Source organism: Streptomyces sp. NPDC048338, from assembly GCF_043201055.1.
Taxonomy (GTDB): domain Bacteria; phylum Actinomycetota; class Actinomycetes; order Streptomycetales; family Streptomycetaceae; genus Streptomyces.
In genome coordinates this window covers 403,438-427,601 of the sequence record NZ_JBICYQ010000001.1, presented here as the reverse complement: position 1 = coordinate 427,601, position 24,164 = coordinate 403,438, and the positions used below count along the sequence as shown (strand labels likewise).

The window sequence follows — 24,164 nt, the reverse complement described above, 5'->3', positions numbered from 1 at the left end:
TCCGGGGATCAGCCGCGGACGCCGCACAGGTGCAGCAGGGCCGCCACCCGCCGGTACGGCTCCGTCCGTCCCGCCCGGTCCTCGGCCGCGAGCAGCCGTTCCAGCTCGGCGGCGGCCGGCAGGCCGACATCGGCCGCCACGCCGTCGGTCAGGACCCGCACCCCGTACCAGGCGTGCAGGGGCGCCGCGATCCCCGCCAGCGTCGTGGTCAGCGCGTCGAGCCGGTCGGCGCGCACCTTGACCCCGTTGTCGTCCGGGTACGTGTCCGCGTCGAAGCCGGCCAGTGCGCCGGCCCAGTCCCCGGCGAGCCCCGGCCGCAGGGCCAGCGCCTCCCCGTTCCGTACGACCAGGGACAGCAGGCCGCCGGGTGCCAGCATCCGGGCCAGGCCCGCGAGCAGCGCGTCCGGCTCCTGCGCGTACATGAGCACGCCGTGGCAGAGCACCACGTCGAAACTGCCGGGCAGGAAGTGGACGCCCGTCTCGCGGCCGTCGCCCTCGATCAGGCGGACCCGCTCGCGGATCCCGGCCGGTTCGGTGGCCAGCGAGTCACGGGCCGCCTTGAGCAGTTCGGGATCGGCCTCGAGACCGGTCACCGTGTGACCGGCCCGGGCCAGCCTCAGGGCCTGGAAGCCCTGCCCCATCCCCGCGTCGAGGATGCGCAGCCGCTGGCCCACCGGGTAGCGGGCGGCTATCTGCTCGTCCAGCTGGCGCGCGATCAGCTCCTGACGGACGGTGTCGCGCAGTCCCCCGTGGCCGGCCGGCCAGGGGGAGACGGCGGGCAGCACCGGACCCCCCGTACCGGTGCCGGATGCGGAGCCGTCCCCGCTCAGGGCCGCTCTCCGCGCTTGACCTGCGGCTTCGGCAGTCGCAGTCGGCGCATCTGGAGCGTACGCATGAGGCCGTAGGCCACGGCACCGCGCTTCGGCTCGTTCGGGAAGCGCTCGTTCAGCTGCTTCTTCAGGCGGAGCCAGATGCCGATCGAGTCGATGACGATCAGGACGATCACACCGAGCCACAGCAGCAGCGAGATGTTCTGCAGCGACGGGACCCGGATCATCGACAGGACCAGGATCACGACGGCCATCGGCAGGAAGAACTCGGCGATGGCGAAGCGGGAGTCGACGAAGTCGCGCACGAAGCGGCGCACCGGGCCCTTGTCGCGGGCCGGCAGGTAACGCTCGTCGCCGCTCGCCAGGGCCTCGCGCTGGCGGGCGAGATCGGTACGGCGGGCCTCGCGCTGGCGCTTGGCGGCCTCCTTGCGGTCGGTCGGCACCGTCGCGGCGCGGCGGCGCTGGGTCTGCGCCTCACTCCGCTTCGGTGTCGGGCGGCCCTTGGGGGCCTCGGGGTCGCGGGGCTGCTTGGAGAGGTCCGCCGTCACCTTGTCGGTGGGGGCCTTCTCTTCCTTGGAACGGCTACGGAACACAAAACCCAAGGGTACGTGGTGCGAGGCATGGACCCCAGTCCCGCCGGGAACGATCCGCTAACAGCCTGCGTCTGTGGGGGTACGTCCGGACGACGTGCGGGGTTTCCCCGAGGGGGCCGTCTACTCCCTGGGCCTGAGAGTGCTCGCGCGCAGTCGTCCTTGGGGAGGAGCACTTCCGCCCCCGAACAGTGCGGTAATGGAGGCAGGGACCGTACTGTGGATCCTGTTGGAGTGCTTGAGCCGAGTCCGTCAGAAGGGGGCGCGCGAAGCCCATGAGCGGTGTCATGAAGCGTATGGGGATGATCTTCCGCGCGAAGGCAAACAAGGCCCTTGACCGGGCCGAGGATCCGCGCGAGACCCTTGATTACTCCTACCAGAAGCAGCTGGAGCTGCTGCAGAAGGTCCGCAGGGGTGTCGCCGACGTGGCGACCTCCCGCAAGCGGCTCGAACTGCAGCTGAACCAGCTCCAGGGCCAGTCCGCCAAGCTGGAGGACCAGGGCCGCAAGGCGCTGGCCCTCGGCCGCGAGGACCTGGCCCGCGAGGCGCTGTCCCGGCGGGCCGCCCTGCAGCAGCAGGTGAGCGACCTGGAGGTGCAGCACCAGACCCTGCAGGGCGAGGAGGAGAAGCTCACCCTGGCCGCGCAGCGGCTCCAGGCCAAGGTCGACGCCTTCCGTACGAAGAAGGAGACGATCAAGGCGACCTACACGGCCGCCCAGGCGCAGACCCGGATCGCCGAGTCCTTCTCCGGCATCTCGGAGGAGATGAGCGACGTCGGCGTCGCCATCCAGCGTGCCGAGGACAAGACGGCCCAGCTCCAGGCCCGGGCCGGCGCGATCGACGAGCTGCTCGCCTCCGGGGCCCTCGACGACCAGTCCGGCCTCGGCAAGGACGACATCCAGGCGGAGCTCGACCGGCTGTCCGGCGGCACGGACGTCGAGCTGGAGCTCCAGCGGATGAAGGCGGAACTGGCCGGCGGCCCCTCGTCCTCCCAGCAGGCGATCGAGGGCGGCGACGGCGCGGCCGCCCCGCAGGACAAGCCGCAGTCCCACCCCCGGTTCGACAAGCAGTAACGAGCTCTCCAAGGACGGCGCATCATGATCGTCAGGATCATGGGGGAGGGCCAGTGGAAGCTGGCCGACGACCGCTTCACCGAGCTGAACACGCTGGACGCCGAGCTGCTGGCCGAGATGGAGTCGGGCGACGAGGACGGCTTCCGCCGCACCCTCGGAGCCCTGCTCGACGCGGTCCGGCGCTTCGGCGACCCCCTTCCCGACGACTCCCTGGAGCCGTCGGAGCTGATCCTTCCGTCGGCGGACGCGACCCTCGAAGAGGTGCGCGAGATGCTGTCCGACGACGGCCTCATCCCGGGCTGAGCCCCGCACTCCACACCACACGGTGCCCCGTCGCCCCCGAAGGGCGGCGGGGCACCGCGCGTGTCCCCCCCCCGGGCCGCCGCGTGCGCCCACCGGCCCCGTACCGGCCCCGCGGACGCACCCCGTACCGTTGCTTGGCGTGACCCCCACCGGCACCCCCTTCGCCCGACCCCGCCACTGGCTGCGCACCCATCCGCTCGCCTTCGACGGGGCGCTCGCGTTCGCCGTACTGGTCTGCATGGTCACCGGGTCCTTCGCCGACCCCCACGGCAGCCCCAACGGCCCCACCTTCGGCGACCGCACCCCCGGCGCCGGCGGCGTCGTCCTCATGGTCCTGGGGGCCGCCGCCCTCGTGCCGCGCCGCCGCCACCCGATCGCCGTACTCCTCTTCACCTGTGCCGTCACCCTGGTCGGGCTGGTCAGCGACGACCGCCCCGCCCCGGTCGCCATGAGCGCCGTCGTCGCCCTCTTCACCGTCGCCGCGCACACCGACCGGCCCACCACCTGGCGGGTCGGCCTGCTCACCATGGCCGTGCTCACGGGGGCGGCGATGCTCTTCGGGCCCAACCCCTGGTACGCGCAGGAGAACGTCGGCGTCTTCGCCTGGACCGGCATGGCCGCCGCGGCGGGCGACGCCGTCCGCAGCCGCCGCGCCTTCGTCGACGCCATCCGGGAGCGCGCCGAACGCGCCGAGCGGACCCGTGACGAGGAGGCCCGGCGCCGGGTCGCCGAGGAGCGCCTGCGCATCGCCCGCGACCTGCACGACGTCGTCGCGCACCACATCGCCCTGGTCAACGTCCAGGCCGGAGTCGCCGCCCACGTCATGGACAAGCGCCCCGACCAGGCCAAGGAAGCCCTCGCGCACGTCCGCGACGCCAGTCGCTCCGCGCTCGACGAGCTGCGCGCCACCGTCGGCCTGCTGCGCCAGTCCGGCGACCCGGAGGCGCCCACCGAGCCCGCCCCGGGACTCGCCGTCCTCGACGCGCTGCTCGACACCTTCCGCAACGCCGGACTGCCCGTGCAGCTGGCCCGTGCCGACGAGGACACGAGCCTCCCCGCAGCCGTCGACCTCGCCGCGTTCCGGATCATCCAGGAGGCCCTGACCAACGTGCGCAAGCACGCCGGCCAGGACGCCAAGGCGGAGGTCAGCGTCGTGCGGGTCGGGCGCACCGTGGAGATCACCGTCCTGGACGACGGCGTACCGCAGCCGGTCCCGCCCGCCGACACCGGCGGCCACGGCCTCCTCGGCATGCGGGAACGCGTCACCGCCCTCGGCGGCACGCTCACCGCCGCACCCCGCTACGGCGGCGGCTTCCGGGTGCAGGCGATACTGCCCGCGACGACCTGTACGGGGGAGGACCGATGACGATCCGGGTGCTGCTCGCCGACGACCAGGCCCTGCTCCGCAGCGCCTTCAGAGTGCTCGTGGACTCCGAGCCGGACATGGAGGTCGTCGCCGAGGCCGCCGACGGCGCCGAAGCCTTCGCGAAGGCCCGCTCCGAGCGGGCCGACGTCGTCCTCATGGACATCCGGATGCCCGGGACCGACGGTCTCGCCGCCACCCGCATGATCACCGCCGACCCGGCGCTCTCCGACGTCCGGATCGTCATGCTGACCACCTTCGAGGTGGACGAGTACGTCGTGCAGTCGCTGCGCGCGGGAGCCTCCGGCTTCCTCGGCAAGGGCGCGGAACCGGAGGAGCTGCTCAACGCGATCCGGATCGCCGCCGCCGGCGACGCCCTGCTCTCGCCCGTGGCGACCAAGGGCCTGATCGCCAGGTTCCTCGCCCAGGGCGGCGGTGCCGACCTCGGCGGCGGCGAGCACGGCCGGGCCCACTCCGAGCGGCTGGCCGCGCTGACCACCCGCGAGCGGGAGGTCCTGGTCCTCGTCGCCGGCGGTCACTCCAACGACGAGATCGCCGAACGCCTCGCCGTCAGCCCCCTCACGGTGAAGACCCACGTGAACCGCGCCATGGCCAAACTCGGCGCCCGCGACCGCGCCCAGCTGGTGGTCACGGCCTACGAATCGGGCCTGGTACGTCCGAAGGTGGAGTGAGGCGGGACCCCGGCGTACTCCAGACGCGGTATGCGCGGCATAAGGATCTGGGCCCGGGGGCCGACGAATCCGGCCCCGGCGTGACCGAGGGTGGACACCGGGCACTCCTGGGGCATTCCCCGGCGCCCGCCCGCCGAGTACGCCACAGAAGAGAGACCCCATGTCCTGGCTGTCCAGATTCAGCCTCGCGCAACGGGCCCTGATCGGGCTGATGTCCATCGTCGCCATCGTCTTCGGAGCGATCGCGATCCCGCAGCTGAAGCAGCAGCTGCTCCCCTCGATCGAACTCCCGATGGTGTCGGTCCTGGCCCAGTACCAGGGCGCGTCGCCCGACGTGGTCGAGAAGCAGGTCGTCGAGCCCCTCGAATCCACCATCAAGGCCGTCGACGGCATCAAGGGCGTCACCTCCACCGCCTCCGAGGGCAGCGCCGTCATCATGGCCTCCTTCGAGTACGGCGACGAGGGCACCAAGCAGCTCGTCGCCGACGTCCAGCAGGCGGTGAACCGGGCCCGGGCGGCCCTGCCCGACAGCGTCGACCCGCAGGTCGTGGCCGGCTCGACCGACGACATCCCGACCGTCGTCCTCGCCGTCACCTCCGACAAGGACCAGCAGGCGCTCGCCGACCAGCTGGAGCGGACCGTCGTCCCGGCCCTCGAGGACATCGAGGGCGTGGGCCAGGTCTCCGTCGACGGCGTCCAGGACCTCCAGGTCTCCGTCACGCCGGACGACAGGAAGCTGGCGGCGGCCGGCCTCGACACCATGCGGCTCGCCGAGGCCATCAGGGCGGGCGGCGGCACCGTGCCGGCCGGATCCTTCTCCGAGGCCGGCAAGAGCCGCACCGTCCAGGTCGGCGGCGGCTACACCTCGCTGCAGCAGATCCAGGACCTGCGCATCAAGCCCGCGAAGGGCAAGGCCGTCCGCCTCGCCGACGTGGCGAAGGTCGAGCAGCAGGAGTCCTCGCGGGTCTCCATCACCCGCACCGACGGCCGGCCCAGCCTCGCCGTCCTGGCGACCATGGACAAGGACGGCAGCGCCGTCGCGATCTCCGACGCCGTCAAGGAGAAGCTGCCCGACCTCCGCAAGGACCTGGGCGCCGGCGCCGAGCTGACCGTGGTCTCCGACCAGGGGCCGGCCGTCGCCAAGTCCATCTCCGGTCTGACCACCGAGGGCGCGCTCGGCCTCGTCATGGCGGTCCTGGTGATCCTGGTCTTCCTGGCCTCGATCCGCTCCACGCTCGTCACCGCGGTCTCCATCCCGCTCTCGGTCGTCCTGGCCCTGATCGTCCTGTGGACCCGTGACCTGTCGCTCAACATGCTGACCCTCGGCGCGCTCACCATCGCCATCGGCCGGGTCGTCGACGACTCGATCGTGGTCCTGGAGAACATCAAGCGTCACCTCGGCTACGGCGAGGAGCGCGAGTCCGCGATCCTCACCGCGGTCCGCGAGGTCGCCGGCGCCGTCACCTCCTCGACGCTCACCACGGTCGCGGTCTTCCTGCCGATCGGCCTGGTCGGCGGCATGGTCGGCGAGCTGTTCGGCTCGTTCAGCCTGACGGTCACCGCCGCCCTGCTGGCCTCCCTCCTGGTCTCGCTCACCGTCGTCCCGGTCCTGTCGTACTGGTTCCTGCGCGCCCCCAAGGGCACGTCCGAGGACCCGGAGGAAGCCCGCCGGCTCGCCGAGGAGAAGGAGGACCGCAGCCGCCTGCAGCGCCTGTACGTCCCCGTCCTGCGGTTCGCGACACGCCGCCGCCTCACCAGCGTGGCGATCGCCGTCGTCGTCCTCATCGGCACGTTCGGCATGGCCCCGCTGCTCAAGACCAACTTCTTCGACCAGGGTGAGCAGGAGGTCCTCAGCATCAAGCAGGAGCTGGCGCCGGGCACCAGCCTCGCCGCCTCCGACGAGGCCGCGAAGAAGGTCGAGAAGGTCCTCGCCGACACCGAGGGCGTGAAGGACTACCAGGTCACGGTCGGCTCCTCCGGCTTCCTGGCCGCCTTCGGCGGCGGCACGGGCGCCAACCAGGCCTCGTACCAGGTGACCCTGGAGGAGTCCGCGACGTACGAGAAGACCCGCGACGCCATCGACGCGGCGCTCGGGAAGCTCGACGGCATCGGCGACACGACGATCGCGGCGGGCGACGGCTTCGGCAGCCAGGACCTCAGCGTGGTGGTCAAGGCCTCCGACGCCGAGACGCTGAAGAAGGCCTCCGAGGCCGTACGGGCCGAGGTCGCGAAGCTCGACGACGTCACCGACGTCCAGAGCGACCTGTCCCAGTCCGTGCCGCGCATCTCCGTCAAGGCCACCGCCAAGGCGGCGGACCTCGGTCTGGACGACACCACCCTCGGGATGGCCGTGGCCCAGGCGGTCCGCGGCACCCCGGCCGGCAAGGCGATCCTCGACGACACCGAGCGCGACGTCGTCCTGACCTCCGCCCGGCGGGCCACGACCATGGCGGAGCTCAAGGCCCTGCCCATCGGCCCGGTCACGCTCGGCGACATCGCCGACGTGAAGCTGGTGCCCGGCCCGGTCTCGATGACCAGGATCGACGGCGCCCGCGCCGCGACCATCACGGCCAAGCCGACCGGCGACAACACGGGCGCGGTCAGCGCCTCCCTCCAGACGAAGATCAACGCGCTGGACCTGCCGGAGGGCGCCACCGCCTCCATCGGCGGTGTCTCCGAGGACCAGTCCGAGGCGTTCGTGAACCTGGGCCTGGCGATGCTCGCGGCGATCGCGATCGTCTTCATGCTCCTGGTCGCGACCTTCAAGTCGCTGATCCAGCCGCTGATCCTGCTGGTCTCCATCCCGTTCGCGGCGACCGGCGCCCTCGGCCTCCTGGTCGTCACCGGCACGGCGATGGGCGTCCCGGCGATGATCGGCATGCTGATGCTGATCGGCATCGTGGTCACCAACGCGATCGTCCTGATCGACCTGATCAACCAGTACCGGGCCCAGGGCCTCGGCGTCGTCGAGGCGGTCGTCGAGGGTGGCCGCCACCGGCTGCGCCCGATCCTGATGACCGCGCTGGCGACGATCTTCGCGCTGCTGCCGATGGCGCTGGGCATCACCGGCGAGGGCGGCTTCATCGCCCAGCCGCTGGCCGTGGTCGTGATCGGCGGTCTGATCACCTCGACGCTGCTCACGCTGCTGCTCGTCCCGACGCTGTACGCGATGGTCGAGCTGCGCAAGGAGCGCCGGGCGAAGAAGAAGGCCGCCCGGCGCGCGGCCAAGGCGGACGTTCCGCAGCAGGCCGGGGACACGGACCTGCTGAAGGTCTGATCCACCGGGCCCGTCCGCTCGCGGGCGGGCCCCACCGGACGCCGAAGGGCGCCCCGCACCTCGTGCGGGGCGCCCTTCGGCGTTCTTCCTGTCCTGCTCCGCGTGTGCCCCCGGCCCGCGCCGGGACCTACGGGAGGGCGAGCATCCGCTCCAGCGCGAGCTTCGCGAAGCTCTCCGTCTCCGGGTCGACCTGGATGTGGTTGACCAGGTTGCCCTCGGCCAGCGACTCCAGCGTCCAGACCAGGTGCGGCAGGTCGATGCGGTTCATCGTCGAGCAGAAGCAGACCGTCTTGTCGAGGAAGACGACCTCCTTGTCCGGGTGCGCGGCGGCCACGCGGCGGACCAGGTTCAGCTCGGTGCCGATCGCCCACTTCGAGCCGGCCGGGGCCGCCTCCAGGGTCTTGATGATGTACTCCGTGGAGCCCACGTGGTCCGCGGCGGCGACGACCTCGTGCTTGCACTCCGGGTGCACCAGCACGTTGACGCCGGGGATCCGCGCGCGCACGTCCTCGACGGAGTCCAGCGAGAAGCGGCCGTGCACCGAGCAGTGACCCCGCCACAGGATCATCTTCGCGGCGCGCAGCTCCTCGACGGTCAGGCCGCCGTTCGGCTTGTGCGGGTTGTAGAGGACGCAGTCCTCCAGGGACATCCCCATCTCGCGCACGGCGGTGTTGCGGCCCAGGTGCTGGTCCGGCAGGAAGAGCACCTTCTCGCCCTGCTCGAACGCCCAGTCCAGCGCGCGCTTGGCGTTCGACGAGGTGCAGATCGTGCCGCCGTGCTTGCCGGTGAAGGCCTTGATGTCGGCCGAGGAGTTCATGTACGAGACGGGCACGACCTGTTCGGCGACACCGGCCTCGGTCAGCACGTCCCAGCACTCGGCGACCTGCTCGGCGGTGGCCATGTCGGCCATCGAGCAGCCCGCGGCGAGGTCCGGCAGCACGACCTTCTGGGCGTCGGACGTGAGGATGTCCGCCGACTCGGCCATGAAGTGCACGCCGCAGAAGACGATGTACTCGGCCTCCGGTCGCGCGGCCGCGTCGCGGGCGAGCTTGAAGGAGTCGCCGGTGACGTCGGCGAACTGGATGACCTCGTCACGCTGGTAGTGGTGGCCGAGGACGAAGACCTTGTCCCCGAGCTTCTCCTTGGCCGCGCGGGCGCGCTCCACCAGGTCCGGGTCGGAGGGCGACGGCAGGTCGCCCGGACACTCCACGCCGCGCTCGCTCTTCGGGTCGGCCTCACGGCCGAGCAGCAGGAGGGCGAGGGGGGTCGGCTGGACGTCCAGGGGCTGGGCGGTGGTCACGTCACGCACCCTTTCTTTTCCAAAATCATTGCGGCTCGGCCGCTCCAGTGGAGCCGGTGCGGCACATGCACCGGAGGCTTTTCGTCTAAATGACGCTATCTATCATAACCGCTTCACGTCAGTTTGACGATGTCCATAGTGTCGATGTGACGAATTCGGGCGGGCCGGATCGGCGCTGGTTCGGACGGCGATGTGCGAGCATGAAAGGGAAAGACACGCACTCGGCCCGGAATGAATCCGCGGCCCCGCCGGTTGCAACCGGTCGGCAAGCAGTCTCCGTACAACCCGGGAGAGAAGCAGATGTCCGTATCGGACGAGAAGACCACTGTCAGCGACGGCATCCTCCTGTCTGACGCCGCCGCGGCCAAGGTCAAGGCCCTGCTCGACCAGGAAGGCCGTGACGACCTGGCGCTGCGCGTCGCCGTTCAGCCCGGTGGCTGCTCCGGCCTGCGTTACCAGCTCTTCTTCGACGAGCGCTCGCTCGACGGCGACGTCGTCAAGGACTTCGACGGTGTCAAGGTCGTCACCGACCGCATGAGCGCCCCGTACCTGGGCGGCGCCTCGATCGACTTCGTCGACACCATCGAGAAGCAGGGCTTCACGATCGACAACCCGAACGCCACGGGCTCCTGCGCCTGCGGCGACTCGTTCAGCTAAGCCGAACGCACGACGAAGGCGGCCACCCGGTGCTCCGGGGGCCGCCTTCGTCGTACACGCCCGCCTGCCGGGCTCAGGGCGCTACTGCCGCGGCACGGGCTCCCCGCTCGCCGCGTCGGTCACGGTCCGGCCGGCCAGCGGCTGGTCCAGCGCCACCGTCTTCGTCACCTCCACGGCCATGGCGATGCACGCCCGGCCCGGATCCATGGGCTTCTCGGTCACGCGCACCGCGACGTTGTCCGCGCTCTGCCGCGCCGTCACCGTGTACTCGCTGCACACCCCGCCCCAGAAGGTCACCGACAGCTTCGTGCCGGCCGCGTCGACGCGGTACGACCCGATCTGCCGGGCGGGCGCGGTGCCCTCGTCCGGAGACGGCTTCGCCGGGGGCGCCAGGTACTCCGGAGCCACCGCCGTCTGCACCACCGTGTAGGGCCGGGCCCCGGCCGCCGGCTCCACCGCGAACAGCCAGGACGGCACGAGGACCCGGGTGCCGTCGACGTACTGCGACGCCAGGCCGAAGACGGCCCCCGTCACCTTCAGCACCGGCCGCGGAGCCGTCGTGCACGGCAGGTCGGTGCCGGTCGGGCCGCCGGTCGCGCCGTCGTCCCGCGTCGTCGCGGGCGGGTCGGTCGCGCAGCCGCCGACGCCGTGCCGGCCCGGGCCGGACGACGCCTCGTTCAGCTCCTCCAGCGCCTTCTTCGCGCCCATCACCGGATAGACCGCGTCCTTCGCGGGCGCCTTCAGCTGCCCGCTGCCCGCCACCAGGGACCCGTCGGAACCGACATGGATCCCGGTCGACCAGCCGTAGGTCGGCAGCCCGCCCACGACCGGCTCGGCGTTCACCACCCGTACCGAGCCGCCCATCAGCTGGGTGGCGTCCACCTTCGCGTCGTCCTGCCCGACCGCCTTCAGGACGGGAGCCGCCGCGGCCTTCGCCGCCGCCTCGCCGACCGGCGTGCCGCCGCGCGGGGGCCGGGCCTCGCCCGGGGGCGGGCACGCCTTCCCCTTCAGGCACGTGTCGCCGACCGGACCGCCGTCGTACCGCGCGAACGTCCAGCTGCCCGGCGCCTGCTCCGACACGTCGAGCCGCAGCCCCGACCCGTCCTTCTCCGGGGCGATCCGCCACACCCCGTCCTGGAGCGCCGGGGTGCCCGCGATGCCGAGGGCCTTCGCCAGCCGGGTCACCTCCGCCGAGGTGACCCGGCCCTCGGGCCGGTGGACCGCGGCCGAGGAGGGTCCCTGGGGGAGCGGACCCTTGGCCTGGTAGACCGCGCCGCCGCCGTTCGGGTCCGGCTCGCCGGGCGCGATGCCGGGCCCGGGGTCGTCGCCCGACGCCTTGGCGTCCAGGCGCAGCGGCGGGGGCGAGCCCGCCCCCCGCGCGGCGTCGGACGCGCCGCCGTCACCACCCTCGGACGCCGTGGTCGCGAGGTACACGCCACCGCCGCCGGCCAGCAGCACTCCCGCTGCCACCGATGCGACCAGCAGCGGGGTACGCCTGGGCCGTCGGTTCTCCGTACCGCTCACCACTCGCTCCTTCATCCCGGTGGGAAGACACCGATGGGACGGAACGGGCGAGCGGCTGGTTCCGTCCCTCAGGCGCCGTATTCGGAAGTCGCGTCGATCAGCCGTGCCGAAGCGGCCGGGACGACGACGCCGTGGATCAGTGCCGGGGAGACCGGAGCGGGCGCGTCGGGCGCGGGAACGACCCAGTGAGGGGCCATCCGCGCGCTGTCGCCGCGCAGCTGGGCCAGGCTGAACTCGGACTCCTGATGCTCGCGGGGAGCAGGGTACGTGGACATGTGGGCACCGTATGCATGGCACGCCTTCGGAAAAAAGACCTACTCTGGGGTAGTTTCCCCTGTTCGGCAGCGGCGCCGTCACCCGGTAGCGTGAGCTGTCAGCCTCTCCCGTCCCGCAGGAGCGCCCAGCCGTGCGTATCGCAGTCACCGGCTCCATCGCCACCGACCACCTCATGACCTTCCCCGGCAGGTTCGCGGACCAGCTCGTCGCGGACCAGTTGCACACGGTCTCGCTCTCGTTCCTGGTCGACAACCTCGACGTCCGACGGGGAGGTGTCGGCCCGAACATCTGCTTCGGCATGGGTCAGCTCGGCGGCCGTCCGATCCTCGTGGGCGCGGCGGGTTACGACTTCGACGAGTACCGCGCGTGGCTCGACCGTCACGGCGTCGACACCGGCTCGGTGCGGATCTCCGAGGTCCTGCACACGGCCCGCTTCGTGTGCACCACGGACAAGGACCACAACCAGATCGGTTCCTTCTACACCGGCGCGATGAGCGAGGCCCGGCTGATCGAGCTGAAGGCCGTCGCCGACCGCGTGGGCGGCCTGGACCTGGTGCTGATCGGCGCGGACGACCCCGAGGCCATGCTGCGCCACACCGAGGAGTGCAAGACGCGCGAGATCCCCTTCGCCGCCGACTTCTCGCAGCAGATCGCGCGCATGGAGGGCCGGGAGATCCGCACCCTCCTCGACGGGGCGACCTACCTCTTCTCCAACGAGTACGAGAAGGGCCTCATCGAGTCCAAGACGGGCTGGACCGACGAGGAGATCCTCGGCCGCGTCGGGCACCGCGTCACCACCCTCGGCTCGCGCGGCGTGCGCATCGAGCGGGCCGGCGAGCCGGTCATCGAGGTCGGCTGCGCCGAGGAGGACGCCAAGGTCGACCCGACGGGCGTCGGCGACGCGTTCCGCGCGGGCTTCCTGACCGGTCTGTCCTGGGGCGTCAGCCTGGAGCGCGCGGCCCAGGTCGGCTGCATGCTCGCGACGCTGGTCATCGAGACCCTCGGCACGCAGGAGTACACCCTGCGCCGCACCAACTTCATGGAGCGCTTCACCAAGGCGTACGGCGACGAGGCCGCCGCCGAGGTCCAGGCGCACCTGGCCTGATCCCCGGGGGCGACGCCCCCTGCCCGCGGCGCCGGCCGGGTCCACCCCGTCCGGCGCCGCGGCGCGTCCGGCCCCGGGCCGTCCACGGCGGCCCGCCCCGGGACGCGCCGCTCAGGACACCCGCCGCACCACGTACGCCGTGCCGCCCCGCTCCGAGGGCTCCTCGCCCACGTACTCCTGGCCCCGCATCTCGCACCAGGCCGGGATGTCCAGCCGCGCCGCCTCGTCGTCGGCGAGGACCGTGACCGTGCCGCCGACCGGCACGTCACCGATCACCTTGGCCAGCTCGATGACCGGGATCGGACACCTCCGGCCCAGGGCGTCCACCACGAGGGAGGCCGGGGCCGCCGCCGCGCCCGGGGCCACCGGGCCGTGGGGCGCGCCCAGCCGTTCCCGTACGGACGCGACCACGCCCGGCAGCACCTCCAGGAAGCGGTCCACGTCCTCCTCCGGCGTGCCCGCCGGCAGCGACACCCGGACGTTGCCCTCGCTGAGCACCCCCATGGCGCGCAGGACATGGCTGGGCGTCAGGGTCGAGCTGGTGCACGACGAGCCGGACGAAACGGAGAAACCCTCCCGATCCAGCTCGTGCAGCAGCGTCTCGCCGTCGACGTAGAGGCAGGAGAAGGTGACGAGATGGGGGAGCCGGCGCACCGGGTCGCCCACCACCTCCACGTCCGGCACCAGCTCCGGCACCCGGGCGCGGATCCGGTCCACCAGGACGCGCAGCCGCGCCGCCTCGGCCGCCGCCTCCGCCCGCACCGCCCGCAGCGAGGCCGCCGCCGCCACGATCGCCGGCAGGTTCGCGAAGCCCGGCGCCCGCCCCGACTCCCTCTCGTCGGACGGGCCTTGGGCCGCGAACCGGATGCCCTTGCGCACCGCGAGCAGCCCCACCCCCGCCGGGCCGCCCCACTTGTGCGCACTGGCCGCGAGCAGTGACCAGGCGCCCTCGACCGGCCCCCAGCCGAGCGACTGCGCGGCGTCCACCAGCAGCGGCACCCCGGCGGCCCGGCATGCCTCGGCGACCTCCGCCACCGGCTGCTCCGTCCCCACCTCGTGATTGGCGGACTGCAGACACGCCAGCGCGGTGCCGTCGTCCAGGGCCGCGGTGAAGTCCGCGACCCGGACCGCCCCGGTCCGTCCGACCGGGACCTCCGTCATCGTGCCGCCGGCCGCCGCGTGCGCCTCGCCGGCGTGCAGGACGGAGGAGTGCTCGACCGCCGAGACCACCAGACGGTTCCCGACACGCCGACGCCCCGCGAGCGCTCCGGAAACCCCCGCGTGAACAGCGCGTGTCCCCGAAGGAGTGAACACGAGCTCGTCGGGGCGGCAGCCCACCGCGTCCGCCGCGGCCTCCCGCGCCGCGTCCAGCAGCAGCCGCGCGCGGCGGCCCTCGCGGTACAGCCGGGCCGGGTCGGCCCAGCCCTCGTCCAGGGAGGCGAGCAGCGCCTGGCGGGCGACAGGGTGCAGCGGAGCGGCGGAGGCGGCGTCGAAGTAGGGCATCCGCCCACGCTAACCGGCGCTCCGTAAGGCCCCGTCAGATGCCCCGCACACGCCGCCGATCGCCCACCGGTCGGCCCCCCGGGACCCCACCGCGGAATGCCGGGGTCCACCCCTTCGGGGAGTCGGACGGCGCGTTGGGCACCCTCCCCGCGCGACCCCAAATAGCGTCCAGTAGGGTTTGGTCCGCATAAACATCCAAACCCCTGCCCGCGGCCGGGGCGGCGACCGACCAGCGAGACGGCCGTAGCCGGACCAGCGCGGGCCGAGACTCTCGGGAAGGCGCTACGTGAGTCCCAACGGCTCCGACCGCTCGTCGCGGCGCCCGATGCGGCGGAAGCTGCCGCAGGTGCTGACTGCGGGCCTGATCCTGGCGACAGCCACTGGCTGCTCGTACAACTGGGAAGACTTCCCCCGCCTTGGAATGCCCACCCCGGTGACGGAAGAGGCGCCTACGATCCTCTCCCTGTGGCAGGGCTCGTGGGCGGCTGCGCTCGTCACGGGCGTCCTGGTGTGGGGACTGATCCTGTGGTCCGTCATCTTCCACCGGCGCAGTCGCACCAAGGTGGAGGTACCTCCGCAGACCCGGTACAACATGCCCATCGAGGCGCTGTACACGGTCACCCCGCTCATCATCGTGTCGGTGCTCTTCTACTTCACCGCGCGCGACGAGTCGAAGCTCCTCTCACTCGCCGACAAGCCGGCCCACACGATCAACGTGGTCGGCTATCAGTGGAGCTGGGGCTTCAACTACATCGAGAACGTGCCGGGCGTGAAGGGTGACGCACAGATCGCCCCGAACCTCGACGCCATTCCGGACAAGTACCAGGACGACTTCCCGGCGAACGCCGGTGGCGTCTACGAGGCCGGCATCCCCGGCGACCGGAACCCGCAGACCGGCAACCCGGGCCCGACCCTGGTCCTGCCCAAGGGCGAGAAGGTCCGGTTCGTCCTGACCTCCCGTGACGTCATCCACTCCTTCTGGGTGGTCCCCTTCCTGTTCAAGCAGGACGTCATCCCCGGTCACACCAACGTCTTCGAGGTGACCCCGTCACAGGAAGGCACCTTCATGGGCAAGTGTGCCGAGCTGTGCGGTGTCGACCACTCCCGGATGCTCTTCAACGTCAAGGTGGTCTCCCCGGAGAGCTACCAGAAGTACCTGAAGGAGCTGGCGGAGAAGGGGCAGACCGGCTACATCCCGTCGGGCATTGAGCAGACGGACCCGGCCAGGAATGCGGAGAAGAACCAACTGTGAGCATCCTCAACGAACCCCAGGGTGCCGCCGCAGCTGAGGACTCGTACGAGAACGAGCTGCCCGTGCGGCGCAGTCAGCCCGGCAACGTCGTGATCAAGTGGCTGACCACCACGGACCACAAGACCATCGGCACGATGTACCTGGTCACGTCGTTCGCATTCTTCTGCATCGGCGGTCTGATGGCGCTCTTCATGCGCGCCGAGCTGGCCCGTCCGGGCACGCAGATCATGTCGAACGAGCAGTTCAACCAGGCGTTCACGATGCACGGCACGATCATGCTGCTGATGTTCGCGACGCCGCTGTTCGCCGGATTCGCGAACTGGATCATGCCGCTGCAGATCGGCGCGCCCGACGTGGCGTTCCCGCGGCTGAACATGTTCGCGTACTGGCTGTACCTCTTCGGCTCGATCATCGCGGTGGCCGGCTTCCTCACCCCGCAGGGTGCGGCCGACTTCGGCTGGTTCGCCTACTCCCCGCTGTCGGACGCCGTCCGCTCGCCGGGTGTCGGCGCCGACATGTGGATCATGGGTCTGGCCTTCTCCGGCTTCGGCACGATCCTCGGCTCGGTCAACTTCATCACCACGATCATCTGCATGCGCGCTCCGGGCATGACGATGTTCCGCATGCCGATCTTCACCTGGAACGTGCTGCTGACCGGTGTCCTGGTCCTGCTCGCCTTCCCGGTCCTCGCGGCCGCGCTGTTCGCCCTGGAGGCGGACCGGAAGTTCGGTGCCCACGTCTTCGACGCGGCCAACGGCGGCGCCTTGCTCTGGCAACACCTCTTCTGGTTCTTCGGACACCCAGAGGTGTACATCATCGCCCTGCCGTTCTTCGGCATCGTCTCCGAGGTCATCCCGGTCTTCAGCCGCAAGCCGATGTTCGGCTACATCGGCCTGGTGGCCGCGACCATCGCGATCGCCGGTCTGTCCGTGACCGTGTGGGCCCACCACATGTACGTCACCGGCGGCGTCCTACTGCCGTTCTTCTCCTTCATGACGTTCCTCATCGCCGTACCGACCGGCGTGAAGTTCTTCAACTGGATCGGAACGATGTGGAAGGGCTCGTTGTCCTTCGAGACACCGATGCTCTGGACGATCGGCTTCCTGGTCACCTTCACCTTCGGTGGTCTGACCGGCGTCATCCTGGCCTCGCCGCCGATGGACTTCCACGTCTCGGACTCGTATTTCGTGGTGGCGCACTTCCACTACGTCGTGTTCGGCACCGTCGTCTTCGCGATGTTCGCCGGCTTCCACTTCTGGTGGCCGAAGTTCACCGGCAAGATGCTGGACGAGCGCCTGGGCAAGATGACCTTCTGGACGCTGTTCATCGGCTTCCACGGCACGTTCCTGGTGCAGCACTGGCTGGGTGCCGAGGGCATGCCGCGTCGTTACGCGGACTACCTGAACGCCGACGGCTTCACCGCGCTGAACACGATCTCGACGATCTCCTCCTTCCTGCTGGGCCTGTCGATCCTGCCGTTCTTCTACAACGTCTGGAAGACCGCCAAGTACGGCAAGAAGATCGAGGTCGACGACCCGTGGGGCTACGGCCGTTCGCTCGAATGGGCGACGTCCTGCCCGCCGCCGCGGCACAACTTCCTCACCCTCCCGCGGATCCGTTCCGAATCCCCGGCGTTCGACCTGCACCACCCCGAGATCGCGGCCGTCGACCAGCTCGAGAACCACGGTCCGGTCAAGGCCCTCGCGGGTGAGAAGGAGGCCGGCAAGTGAAGATCCAGGGCAAGATGTTCATCTGGCTGAGCGTCTTCGTGCTCGCCATGGCCATCCTCTACGGCGTGTGGTCGAAGGAGCCGGTCGGTACCACGGCCCTCTTCCTGGCCTTCGGCCTCTGCATCATGATCGGCTACTACCTGGCCTTCACGGCCCGGCGCGTGGACGCCATGGCGCAGGACGACAAGGAGGCGGACGTCGCGGACGAGGCCGGTGAGGTGGGCTTCTTCGCCCCCCACAGCTGGCAGCCGCTCTCGCTCGCCGCCGGTGGCGCGCTCGCGTTCCTGGCCATCGCCATGGGCTGGTGGATCCTGTACTTCTCGGCTCCGCTGATCCTGGTCGGCCTCTTCGGCTGGGTGTTCGAGTTCTACCGCGGTGAGAACCAGAACCAGTAGCCCGTCCGCTCCACCCGCAGGACCCCGAGGGGCCCGGCCACTTCGTCACCGAAGTGGCCGGGCCCCTCGTTTGCAGCACTCGACGCGCTGGGTCCGAGGATTGTTCTTACGGTGATGTCATGAACGACACGCCGCGCATTCGGACTGTTCTGAGCTGCACTCTTTTGGCCCTCACGTTCACCGCCGCGGGCAGCGCCTGCTCGGCCTCCGGGGACCATCCGCTGTCGGCCAAGCCGTACGACGCGGGGCAGCAGATCTCCTTCAACGCCCCGGCGGACGGCAAGAAGGCCGACCCGGACAAGCCGCTGGAGATCACGGTCAAGGACGAAGAGGGCCGCATCACCGACGTGACGGCCCTCGACGAGACCGGACACCACCTGGCGGGCGAACTCACCGCGGACGGGCAGCGCTGGCGCTCCACCGGCGCGCTGACGGCCGGCGGCCGGTACACCGTCAAGGTCTCCACGGAGGACGACGACGGCGCGCCCGGCAGCCGTACGTACACGTTCGAGACGGCTGCGGCCAAGCGGGCGCTGACCGTGGCGTTCGGCCCGGAGGCGGGCACCTACGGCGTCGGCCAGCCCATCACCGCCGAACTCAGCCTCCCCGTGAAGGACAAGGCGGCCAGGGCCGTCGTCGAACGGGCGCTGAAGGTGCGCTCCACGCCCGCCGTCGAGGGCGCCTGGTACTGGGTGGACGACAAGAAACTGCACTACCGTCCGAAGGAGTACTGGCCCGCCGGCGCGGCGGTCAGCGTCTCCGGGAACCTCGCCGGCGTGAAGGTCGGCGACAAGCTCTACGGCGGCGCGTCGAAGCCGCTGAAGCTGACGATCGGCGACCGGATCGAGGCGGTCGCGGACGCCGGCACGTACTCGATGACCGTGCGGCGCAACGGAGAAGTGATCAAGACCATGCCGGTGACCACCGGCAAACCGGGCTTCTCTACCCGAAACGGCATCAAGGTCGTGCTCGGCAAGGAGTACTACGTCCGGATGCGGGGCACCAGCGTCGGTATCGCGGAGGGCAGCTCCGAGTCGTACGACCTGCCCGTCTACTACGCGACCCGGGTCACCTGGAGTGGTGAATACGTCCACGCGGCACCCTGGTCCGTCGGCTCGCAGGGGTTCGCGAACGTCAGCCACGGCTGCGTCGGCATGTCGACGGGCAACGCGGCCTGGTTCTTCGAAACCGTCCGTCCGGGTGACATCGTGCAGACCGTCAACAGCATCGGCGACACGATGGACCCGTTCGGGAACGGCTTCGGCGACTGGAACCTGGCCTGGGACAAGTGGCGTCAGGGCAGCGCCCTGACCGGCGTCGCCGCCGGCGGCACGGCGACCGCCGTGACCACCGACACCGCCCGCCTCCGGCCGTCTGTCTGATCCAGCAGGGCTCGGTTCGCCTCCGGGCGCCCCACGCAACAGGGCGCCCGGAGGCGAACCGAGCCTCGTACTACAGAGACAGGGCGAGGCGGGAACGCAGCAGGGCGGCCAGGGAGGCCGCGAAATCGACCGGTTCGACCGGGAGGGTCACCGCGGCGTCCGCGCGGCTCCAGGTGGCCAGCCAGGCGTCCTGCGGGCGGCCGATCAGCAGCAGTACCGGCGGGCAGTGGAAGATCTCGTCCTTGATCTGGCGGCACACGCCCATCCCGCCCGCCGGCACGGCCTCGCCGTCCAGTACGCAGACGTCGATCCCGCCCTCGTCCAGGTGCTTCAGCACCGCCGGGAGTGTCGCGCACTCGATGAACTCGACCGGGGGAACGTCGGGAGCGGGCCTGCGTCCCGCCGCGAGGCGTACCTGCTCGCGGGTGTTCGCGTCGTCGCTGTAGACCAGGACCGTGGCGCTCGACTGCATCGTTCCTCCGTGAAGGTCATCAACCGATGCGGCGGATGCTACTCCGTCCCACTGCCCGTCAACACCGCTTCGACACCGGATCGGAGGGCCCTTCGATGGGCCGTTCGGGCTGGACACGGGCCCCTGACACTCCGAACGGCACCCCCCGGAGTGAGGGCGGGATAAGCGACCGACATAATGTCGGTCGTGGCGACAGTAACGACAGTAGAAACCGGGCACGCGCACCCGTCGGTCAATCGACCGAACCTCACCAGCGTCGGAACCATCATTTGGTTGAGTTCCGAGCTGATGTTCTTCGCGGCCCTCTTCGCGATGTACTTCACCCTGCGATCGGTGACGGGACCCGAGTTCTGGGAGGAGCAGGCCTCCGCCCTGAACTTCCCGTTCTCGGCGACCAACACCACGATCCTGGTGCTCTCCTCCCTCACCTGCCAGCTCGGCGTCTTCGCCGCGGAGCGGGGTGATGTGAAGAAGCTCCGGACGTGGTTCATCATCACGTTCGTGATGGGTTCGATCTTCATCGGCGGCCAGGTCTTCGAGTACACCGAGCTGGTCAAGCACGAGGGCCTCTCGCTCTCGTCGGACCCGTACGGCTCGGTGTTCTACCTGACCACCGGCTTCCACGGCCTGCACGTGACGGGCGGCCTGATCGCCTTCCTGCTGGTCCTGGGCCGGACGTACGCCGCCAAGAGGTTCACTCACGAGCAGGCAACCGCCGCCATCGTCGTGTCCTACTACTGGCACTTCGTCGATGTCGTCTGGATCGGCCTCTTCGCCACGATCTACATGATCAAGTAATCGGGTCTCCGACCCGAGCACATCCAGCAAGCATCGACGCAGAAGATCCTGACACCGGGGTAATCCGTGAAAAAGCTCTCCGCACGACGACGCCATCCGCTGGCGGCGGTCGTCGTCCTACTTCTCGCGCTGGCGGCCACTGGGGGGCTGTACGCCGCGTTCGCGCCCGCGGGCACGGCGAAGGCCGATGAAACCGCCCAGTCCCTCGCCATCGAGGAGGGCAAGAAGCTCTACTCCGTCGGCTGCGCCAGCTGCCACGGAACCGGCGGTCAGGGCACCTCTGACGGCCCCTCGCTGGTCGGCGTCGGCTCGGCCGCCGTGGACTTCCAGGTCGGCACGGGCCGTATGCCCGCCCAGCAGCCGGGCGCCCAGGTCCCGAAGAAGAAGGTCATCTACTCGCAGGCAGAGATCGATCTGCTTGCGGCGTACATCGCCTCTCTCGGCGCCGGCCCGATCACGCCGAAGGAAAGCCAGTTCAGCCCCGACGGCGCGGACGTCGCCCGTGGTGGCGAACTGTTCCGCACCAACTGCGCCCAGTGCCACAACTTCACCGGTGAGGGCGGCGCGCTGACGCACGGCAAGTACGCCCCGAACCTCGAAGGCGTGAGCGACAAGCACCTGTTCGAGGCCATGCAGACCGGCCCGCAGAACATGCCCTCCTTCCCCGACACCACGATGCCGGAGAAGGAGAAGAGGGACATCATCGCGTACGTCAAGGCCGTCAACAGCGACGAGGCCGACAGCCCCGGCGGACTCAGCCTGGGTGGCCTCGGCCCCGTCAGCGAGGGTCTGTTCGCGTGGGTCTTCGGACTGGGTGCGCTGATCGCAGTTGCCGTCTGGGTCGCGGCCCACACCGCTAAGGCCAAGAAGTCATGAGTAGCCAAGAGATTCCAGAAGAGAACCTGCCCGCAGCGCAGGACACCGCGCACGGCGCGGTGATGGTCGCCGACGACCCGTTCGCCGACCCGGGCCTCCCGCCCCACAAGCCCCGCATCCAGGACATCGACGAGCGGGCCGCCCGGCGGTCCGAGCGCGCGGTCGCCCTGATGTTCACGTTGTCGATGCTGGCCACGATCGGCTTCATCGCCTCCTACGTGATCTTCCCGGTCGATCAGATCGTGTACATCTGGCCCTTCGGCCGGGTGTCCGCGCTCAACTTCGCCCTGGGTCTGACCCTCGGTGCCGCGCTGTTCCTCATCGGCGCGGGCGCGGTCCACTGGGCCCGCACCCTGATGTCGGACGTGGAGATGGCGGACGACCGTCACGCCATCCAGGCCGACACGGAGACCAAGGCGAAGGTCATGGCCGACTTCGCCGCCGGTGCCTCCGAGTCCGGCATGGGCCGGCGCAAGCTGATCCGCAACACGATGTTCGGCGCGCTGGCGCTCGTGCCGCTCTCCGGCGTCGTCCTGCTGCGTGACATGGGTCCGCTGCCGGAGAAGAAGCTCCGCAGCACGATGTGGGCCAAGGGCCTGCAGCTGATCAACATGAACACGCACGAGCCGCTGCGTCCCGAGGACGTCGCGGTCGGCTCGCTGACCTTCGCCATGCCGGAGGGTCTGTCGGAGCACGACCACGACTTCCAGGTCGAGATCGCCAAGGCCGCCCTGATGATCGTCCGGATCCAGCCGGAGGACATCAAGGACAAGCGCGAGCTCGAGTGGTCGCACGACGGCATCGTCGCCTTCTCGAAGATCTGCACCCACGTGGGTTGCCCGATCTCCCTGTACGAGCAGCAGACGCACCACGTGCTCTGCCCGTGCCACCAGTCCACTTTCGACCTGTCCGACGGCGCCCGCGTCATCTTCGGCCCGGCCGGCCACGCTCTCCCGCAGCTGCGGATCGGCGTGAACGACAAGGGCTTCCTCGAGGCGCTCGGCGACTTCGACGAGCCCGTCGGTCCTGCCTTCTGGGAGCGCGGATGAGCACTGTGACGGATACCAAGAAGAAGGCCCCCGCCGGTGAGCGGGTCGCCGACTGGGCCGACGGCCGCCTCGGGATCTACTCCCTGGCCAAGGCCAACATGCGGAAGATCTTCCCGGACCACTGGTCCTTCATGCTCGGTGAGATCTGCCTCTACAGCTTCATCATCATCATCCTGACGGGCGTCTACCTGACGATGTTCTTCCACCCGTCGATGAACGAGGTGGAGTACCACGGCAGCTACATCCCGCTCCAGGGTCAGCTGATGTCCGAGGCGTTCAACTCGACCATGCACATCTCCTTCGATGTGCGCGGTGGTCTGCTCATCCGGCAGATCCACCACTGGGCGGCGCTGATCTTCCTCGCCGGCATGTTCGTGCACATGATGCGCGTGTTCTTCACGGGCGCGTTCCGCAAGCCGCGTGAGATCAACTGGCTGTTCGGCTTCCTGCTGTTCTTCCTGGGCATGTTCACCGGCTTCACCGGCTACTCGCTCCCGGACGACCTGCTCTCCGGCACCGGTGTCCGCTTCATGCAGGGCGCGATCCTGTCCGTGCCGATCATCGGCACGTACCTGTCGATGTTCCTGTTCGGCGGGGAGTTCCCCGGCGGCGACTTCGTGGCCCGGTTCTACTCGGCCCACATCCTGCTGCTGCCCGGCATCATGCTGGGTCTGGTGGTCGCCCACCTGATCCTGGTCTTCTACCACAAGCACACGCAGTTCGAGGGCCCCGGCCGGACGAACAAGAACGTCGTGGGCATGCCGCTGCTGCCGGTCTACATGGCCAAGGCCGGAGGCTTCTTCTTCCTGGTCTTCGGTGTCATCTCGGTCGTCGCGGCGATCGCCTCGATCAACCCGATCTGGGCGATCGGCCCGTACCGGCCGGACCAGGTGTCCACCGGCGCCCAGCCCGACTGGTACATGGGCTTCGCCGAGGGTCTGATCCGTGTCATGCCGGGCTGGGAGATCAACCTCTGGGGCCACACGCTGGTCCTGGGCGTGATGATCCCGCTGGCGATCTTCCCGGCGGTCCTGGCGGCCATCGCGGTCTACCCGTTCATCGAGTCCTGGATCACGGGCGACAAGCGCGAGCACCACATCGCGCAGCGTCCGCGCAACGCTCCGACGCGCACCGCCTTCGGCGTCGCCTGGATCACCGCGTACATGGTCATGCTCATCGGTGGTGGAAACGACCTCTGGGCCACCCACTTCCACCTGTCGCTGAACTCGATCACCTGGTTCGTCCGGATCTTCTTCTTCGTCGGACCGGTCATCGCCTTCGTCGTCACCAAGCGGATCTGCCTCGGCCTCCAGCGCCGGGACAAGGACAAGGTGCTGCACGGACGCGAGTCCGGCATCATCAAGCGCCTGCCGCACGGTGAGTTCGTCGAGATCCACCAGCCGCTCAGCCAGGGCGAGCTGTACCGCCTCACGGCGCACGAGCAGAACCAGCCGGCCGAGCTCGGCCCGCTGGTCGACGAGAACGGTGTGGAGCGCAAGGTCGGCGCCATCGAGAGGCTCCGGATCAAGCTCAACCGGAGCTACTACGGCGAGGACAGCCAGATCGCCAAGCCCACCGCCGAGGAGTACAAGGAGATCACCAGCGGCCACGGCCACCACTGATCACCTGACCTGAAGGTCGCCACGGCAGGAGCCCCGTCCATTCGATGGACGGGGCTCTTTGCCGTGCCGCCGGCTCGATAGGGTGGGATCACCAC

The 24,164-nt window shown here is 70.0% G+C and carries 22 protein-coding genes; 15 read left to right on the top strand and 7 right to left on the bottom strand.

The genetic code is table 11. The features are described from left to right. Positions 1–8: 8 nt before the first annotated feature. Positions 9–785: a class I SAM-dependent methyltransferase gene (locus tag ACGFZF_RS01990; RefSeq protein ID WP_393550590.1), complete on the bottom strand. Its 777-nt coding sequence runs from the start codon at positions 783–785 to the stop codon at positions 9–11. 41 nt (positions 786–826) lie between these two features. After that, on the bottom strand, positions 827–1,423 hold the full coding sequence (locus tag ACGFZF_RS01985) for a DUF3043 domain-containing protein (protein ID WP_361313135.1): 597 nt from the start codon (positions 1,421–1,423) through the stop codon (positions 827–829). Between the two features lie 272 nt (positions 1,424–1,695). Here ACGFZF_RS01985 and ACGFZF_RS01980 point away from each other — a divergent pair, with 272 nt between their 5' ends. From ACGFZF_RS01980 to ACGFZF_RS01960, 5 genes are all read left to right on the top strand, one after another. Next, complete coding sequence (locus ACGFZF_RS01980; RefSeq protein WP_393550589.1) at positions 1,696–2,493, top strand: PspA/IM30 family protein; 798 nt, start codon at positions 1,696–1,698, stop codon at positions 2,491–2,493. A 24-nt stretch (positions 2,494–2,517) separates the two neighbouring features. Beyond that, the gene (locus tag ACGFZF_RS01975) at positions 2,518–2,796 is read left to right on the top strand and encodes a hypothetical protein (protein WP_393550588.1); all 279 of its coding nucleotides are present in this window, start codon (positions 2,518–2,520) and stop codon (positions 2,794–2,796) included. A gap of 139 nt (positions 2,797–2,935) precedes the next feature. Further along, the gene (locus ACGFZF_RS01970; protein ID WP_393550587.1) at positions 2,936–4,162 is read left to right on the top strand and encodes a sensor histidine kinase; all 1,227 of its coding nucleotides are present in this window, start codon (positions 2,936–2,938) and stop codon (positions 4,160–4,162) included. Continuing rightward, complete coding sequence (locus ACGFZF_RS01965) at positions 4,159–4,851, top strand: response regulator (RefSeq protein WP_393550586.1); 693 nt, start codon at positions 4,159–4,161, stop codon at positions 4,849–4,851. The genes ACGFZF_RS01970 and ACGFZF_RS01965 overlap by 4 nt, the downstream gene beginning before the upstream one ends. 160 nt (positions 4,852–5,011) lie before the next feature. Continuing rightward, positions 5,012–8,128: an efflux RND transporter permease subunit gene (locus ACGFZF_RS01960; protein WP_393550585.1), complete on the top strand. Its 3,117-nt coding sequence runs from the start codon at positions 5,012–5,014 to the stop codon at positions 8,126–8,128. 127 nt (positions 8,129–8,255) lie between these two features. Here the strand turns inward: ACGFZF_RS01960 and nadA are convergent, their stop codons facing one another. Further along, complete coding sequence (gene nadA, locus ACGFZF_RS01955; RefSeq protein WP_356776419.1) at positions 8,256–9,437, bottom strand: quinolinate synthase NadA; 1,182 nt, start codon at positions 9,435–9,437, stop codon at positions 8,256–8,258. 291 nt (positions 9,438–9,728) lie between these two features. On the opposite strand from nadA, the gene ACGFZF_RS01950 reads away from it, so the two are divergent. After that, positions 9,729–10,085, top strand: a complete 357-nt coding sequence (locus ACGFZF_RS01950; RefSeq protein ID WP_018848827.1) for an iron-sulfur cluster assembly accessory protein — start codon at positions 9,729–9,731, stop codon at positions 10,083–10,085. Positions 10,086–10,166: 81 nt separating this feature from the next. Here the strand turns inward: ACGFZF_RS01950 and ACGFZF_RS01945 are convergent, their stop codons facing one another. Together ACGFZF_RS01945 and ACGFZF_RS01940 are read right to left on the bottom strand one after the other, a co-directional pair. Further along, the gene (locus ACGFZF_RS01945; protein WP_393550584.1) at positions 10,167–11,609 is read right to left on the bottom strand and encodes a hypothetical protein; all 1,443 of its coding nucleotides are present in this window, start codon (positions 11,607–11,609) and stop codon (positions 10,167–10,169) included. Between the two features lie 68 nt (positions 11,610–11,677). After that, a complete protein-coding gene (locus tag ACGFZF_RS01940; protein WP_147977668.1) occupies positions 11,678–11,884 on the bottom strand; it encodes a hypothetical protein in 207 nt (68 codons plus the stop codon). A 131-nt stretch (positions 11,885–12,015) separates the two neighbouring features. Here ACGFZF_RS01940 and ACGFZF_RS01935 point away from each other — a divergent pair, with 131 nt between their 5' ends. After that, on the top strand, positions 12,016–12,990 hold the full coding sequence (locus ACGFZF_RS01935; protein ID WP_393550583.1) for a carbohydrate kinase family protein: 975 nt from the start codon (positions 12,016–12,018) through the stop codon (positions 12,988–12,990). 111 nt (positions 12,991–13,101) lie between these two features. Here the strand turns inward: ACGFZF_RS01935 and ACGFZF_RS01930 are convergent, their stop codons facing one another. Beyond that, positions 13,102–14,493 (bottom strand): cysteine desulfurase/sulfurtransferase TusA family protein, encoded by a 1,392-nt coding sequence (locus tag ACGFZF_RS01930; protein WP_393550582.1) that lies wholly within the window; start codon positions 14,491–14,493, stop codon positions 13,102–13,104. A gap of 286 nt (positions 14,494–14,779) precedes the next feature. Between ACGFZF_RS01930 and coxB the strand changes: the two genes are divergently transcribed. The 4 genes from coxB to ACGFZF_RS01910 all read left to right on the top strand — a co-directional run bounded on the left by coxB (position 14,780) and on the right by ACGFZF_RS01910 (position 19,252). Next, positions 14,780–15,745, top strand: a complete 966-nt coding sequence (coxB, locus tag ACGFZF_RS01925) for a cytochrome c oxidase subunit II (protein ID WP_393550581.1) — start codon at positions 14,780–14,782, stop codon at positions 15,743–15,745. Beyond that, on the top strand, positions 15,742–17,475 hold the full coding sequence (ctaD, locus tag ACGFZF_RS01920) for a cytochrome c oxidase subunit I (protein WP_393550580.1): 1,734 nt from the start codon (positions 15,742–15,744) through the stop codon (positions 17,473–17,475). The genes coxB and ctaD overlap by 4 nt, the downstream gene beginning before the upstream one ends. Then, entirely contained in the window at positions 17,472–17,870 is a 399-nt protein-coding gene (locus ACGFZF_RS01915; RefSeq protein WP_393550579.1) for a cytochrome c oxidase subunit 4, read from the top strand. Before ctaD ends, ACGFZF_RS01915 begins: the two co-directional genes overlap by 4 nt. A gap of 119 nt (positions 17,871–17,989) precedes the next feature. Beyond that, the gene (locus ACGFZF_RS01910) at positions 17,990–19,252 is read left to right on the top strand and encodes an Ig-like domain-containing protein (protein WP_393550578.1); all 1,263 of its coding nucleotides are present in this window, start codon (positions 17,990–17,992) and stop codon (positions 19,250–19,252) included. 70 nt (positions 19,253–19,322) lie between these two features. Here the strand turns inward: ACGFZF_RS01910 and ACGFZF_RS01905 are convergent, their stop codons facing one another. Then, positions 19,323–19,724, bottom strand: a complete 402-nt coding sequence (locus ACGFZF_RS01905; protein ID WP_356603180.1) for a hypothetical protein — start codon at positions 19,722–19,724, stop codon at positions 19,323–19,325. Between the two features lie 177 nt (positions 19,725–19,901). On the opposite strand from ACGFZF_RS01905, the gene ACGFZF_RS01900 reads away from it, so the two are divergent. From ACGFZF_RS01900 to ACGFZF_RS01885, 4 genes are all read left to right on the top strand, one after another. Continuing rightward, a complete protein-coding gene (locus tag ACGFZF_RS01900) occupies positions 19,902–20,522 on the top strand; it encodes a heme-copper oxidase subunit III (protein WP_393550577.1) in 621 nt (206 codons plus the stop codon). 66 nt (positions 20,523–20,588) lie between these two features. Next, positions 20,589–21,398, top strand: a complete 810-nt coding sequence (locus ACGFZF_RS01895; RefSeq protein ID WP_393550576.1) for a c-type cytochrome — start codon at positions 20,589–20,591, stop codon at positions 21,396–21,398. Beyond that, entirely contained in the window at positions 21,395–22,447 is a 1,053-nt protein-coding gene (locus ACGFZF_RS01890) for a Rieske 2Fe-2S domain-containing protein (RefSeq protein WP_147977659.1), read from the top strand. The genes ACGFZF_RS01895 and ACGFZF_RS01890 overlap by 4 nt, the downstream gene beginning before the upstream one ends. After that, the gene (locus tag ACGFZF_RS01885) at positions 22,444–24,069 is read left to right on the top strand and encodes a cytochrome bc complex cytochrome b subunit (protein WP_393550575.1); all 1,626 of its coding nucleotides are present in this window, start codon (positions 22,444–22,446) and stop codon (positions 24,067–24,069) included. The genes ACGFZF_RS01890 and ACGFZF_RS01885 overlap by 4 nt, the downstream gene beginning before the upstream one ends. Positions 24,070–24,164: the final 95 nt, after the last annotated feature.